The following is a 2,810-nucleotide window of genomic DNA, read 5'->3' as shown; positions in this document are numbered from 1 at the left end:
TCTCCACCGTAGAGGGCCAGCGCATGTTCATCGAGGCGCATGTCGTGGCGGTGGCGTCAGGCAGGCCAAGGATTGCGGTGTGAGCGCGTAATCTCCCCCCTCGAGGGGGAGATGTCGCCGCAGGCGACAGAGGGGGTCGCCGCGCATGAAGCGCAACCCCTTCTTTGCACCACATGGCGTCGCACTCCACGCGAGGCGACCCCCTCTGGCCTGCCGGCCATCTCCCCTCGAGGGGGGAGATCGGCAGCGAAAACGCCCTACCTTCGGCCTAAGCGAATTGACCCTGTAGCCATGGCATGTCAAACGCCCGGTGCCGGCAACCCGGCCCAAAGCCCTGGAGAAGCCCTGATGACCGATCGCGTCGAGATCGCCGGATTGCGGATTGCCCGCGAGCTTCATGATTTCGTCGTCAACGAGGCGCTGTTGGGCACCGGCATCGAGGCGGAGGCATTCTGGAGTGGTTTTTCGGCCATCGTCCATGATCTCTCGCCAAAAAACCGGGCGCTGCTCGAAAAGCGCGATGCCATGCAGGACGAGCTCGACCGCTGGTACCGCGACAATGGCGCGCCCGTCGACATGGAGGCCTACAAGAGCTTCCTTCGCGAGATCGGCTATCTCTTGCCCGAGGGGCCGGCCTTCAGCGTGACCACCGAAAATGTCGACCCGGAAATCGCGCTGGTCGCCGGGCCGCAGCTGGTGGTGCCGGTGATGAACGCGCGTTATGCGCTGAATGCCGCCAATGCGCGCTGGGGCTCGCTCTACGATGCGCTCTACGGCACCGACGCCATTCCGGAGACGGACGGCGCCGAGCGAGGCAACAAATTCAATCCGGCGCGCGGCGCCAAGGTCGTCGCCTGGGTGAAAAGCTTCTTCGACGAGGCGGTGCCGCTCACGACAGGCAAATGGGCCGGCGTCAACGGGCTTTCGGTCGCCAACGGCATGTTGCGGCTGGGCGAGGGTGCCGGCGCCACCACGCTTGCCGACCTCAAACAGTTTGTCGGCTATCGCGGCGATGCCGCCGACCCCGAAGCCGTCCTGCTGGTCAAGAACGGCCTGCACATCGAAATCGTTGTCGATCACAACAACCAGATCGGCCGCACCGATCCGGCCGGCATTGCCGATGTCGTGCTGGAATCGGCGCTGACCACCATCCAGGACTGCGAGGATTCGGTGGCGGCCGTCGATGCCGAGGACAAGGTGCTGGTCTACCGCAATTGGCTCGGCCTGATGAAGGGCGACTTGGCGGAGGAGATCACCAAGGCCGGCAAGAGCTTTGTCCGGAGGCTCAACCCCGACCGCGCCTATACCGCGCCCGATGGCGGCACGCTGATCGTGCCCGGCCGCTCGCTGATGCTGGTCAGGAATGTCGGCCACCTCATGACCAATCCGGCGATCCTCGACCGCGACGGCAACGAGGTGCCGGAAGGCATCATGGATGCGGCACTGACGGCGCTGATCGCGCTGCACGACATCGGCCCGCGCGGGCGCCGCGGCAATTCTCGCGCCGGCTCGATGTACATCGTAAAACCCAAGATGCATGGACCCGACGAAGTCGCCTTCGCCGTTGAGATTTTCGACCGCGTCGAAGCGCTGCTCGGCATGGCGAAAAATACCATCAAGATGGGCATCATGGACGAGGAGCGGCGCACCACCATCAATCTCAAGGAGGCGATCCGCGCCGCCAGGGACCGCGTCGTCTTTATCAACACCGGCTTCCTCGACCGCACCGGCGACGAAATCCACACTTCGATGGAAGCAGGCCCGATGATCCGCAAGGGCGACATGAAGCAGGCCGCCTGGATTGCCGCCTACGAAGCCTGGAACGTCGACGTCGGCTTGGAATGCGGGCTGGCCGGCCACGCCCAGATCGGCAAGGGCATGTGGGCGATGCCCGACCTGATGGCGGCGATGCTGGCCGAGAAAATAGCGCACCCCAAGGCCGGCGCCAACACCGCCTGGGTGCCGTCGCCGACGGCGGCAACCCTGCACGCCACGCACTACCACAAGGTCGATGTCCAGGCCGTGCAGAAGGCGCTGAAAAGCCGGCCCAAGGCCAGGGTCGACGACATCCTGTCGGTGCCGGTAGCAAGGCGGCCGAACTGGTCGCCTGAAGACATCCAGAAGGAACTCGACAACAACGCGCAGGGCATTCTGGGCTATGTCGTGCGCTGGATCGACCAGGGCGTCGGCTGCTCCAAGGTGCCCGACATCCACGACGTTGGCCTGATGGAGGACCGCGCCACGCTGCGCATCTCCTCGCAGCACATCGCCAACTGGCTGCATCACCGCGTCTGCACGTTCGAGCAGGTGATGGAAACGATGAAGCGCATGGCGGCGATCGTCGACCGCCAGAACCAAGGCGATCCGCTCTACCGGCCGATGGCGCCGGATTTCGACAACTCCATCGCCTTCCTCGCCGCCTGCGATCTCGTGTTGAAGGGCCGCGTCCAGCCCAATGGCTACACCGAGCCGGTGCTGCACGCGCGGCGACTGGAGCTGAAGGCGAAGCAGGGCACCTGAAGCGAAGACATGGGAGCCGGCGTCCCCCTCCCCCTTGAGGGGAGGGTGGCCCGAAGGGCCGGGAGGGGTCCTGCATGAAGTGCGCGACTCCCATTCCGGCGACAAGAACGGGGACGAGGATTGTCTTAGCGACCGATACTCGGTGCCATCTTGATCGGCCGCATATGACGCAGACGTTACAGGCAGAGCACGTCACCGGCGACCCCACCCGGCCGCTTCGCGGCCACCCTCCCCTCTGTTTGGACCGGGGACATCGCGAACAGGTGTGCGAGGACATCGCGAACAGTTTG

Annotated in this window: 1 protein-coding gene; it reads left to right on the top strand. The window is 64.9% G+C overall.

What is annotated here, in order from left to right; translation table 11 throughout:
- Positions 1 to 348 precede the first annotated feature (348 nt).
- Positions 349 to 2,520, top strand: a complete 2,172-nt coding sequence (locus E5W70_RS31720) for a malate synthase G (RefSeq protein ID WP_292665220.1) — start codon at positions 349 to 351, stop codon at positions 2,518 to 2,520.
- Positions 2,521 to 2,810 lie beyond the last annotated feature (290 nt).

This window comes from Mesorhizobium sp., from assembly GCF_005063415.1.
In the GTDB taxonomy this organism is placed as follows: domain Bacteria; phylum Pseudomonadota; class Alphaproteobacteria; order Rhizobiales; family Rhizobiaceae; genus Mesorhizobium.
The sequence above is the reverse complement of the archived record's forward strand: the minus strand, read 5'-3'. Positions and strand labels throughout refer to the sequence as shown.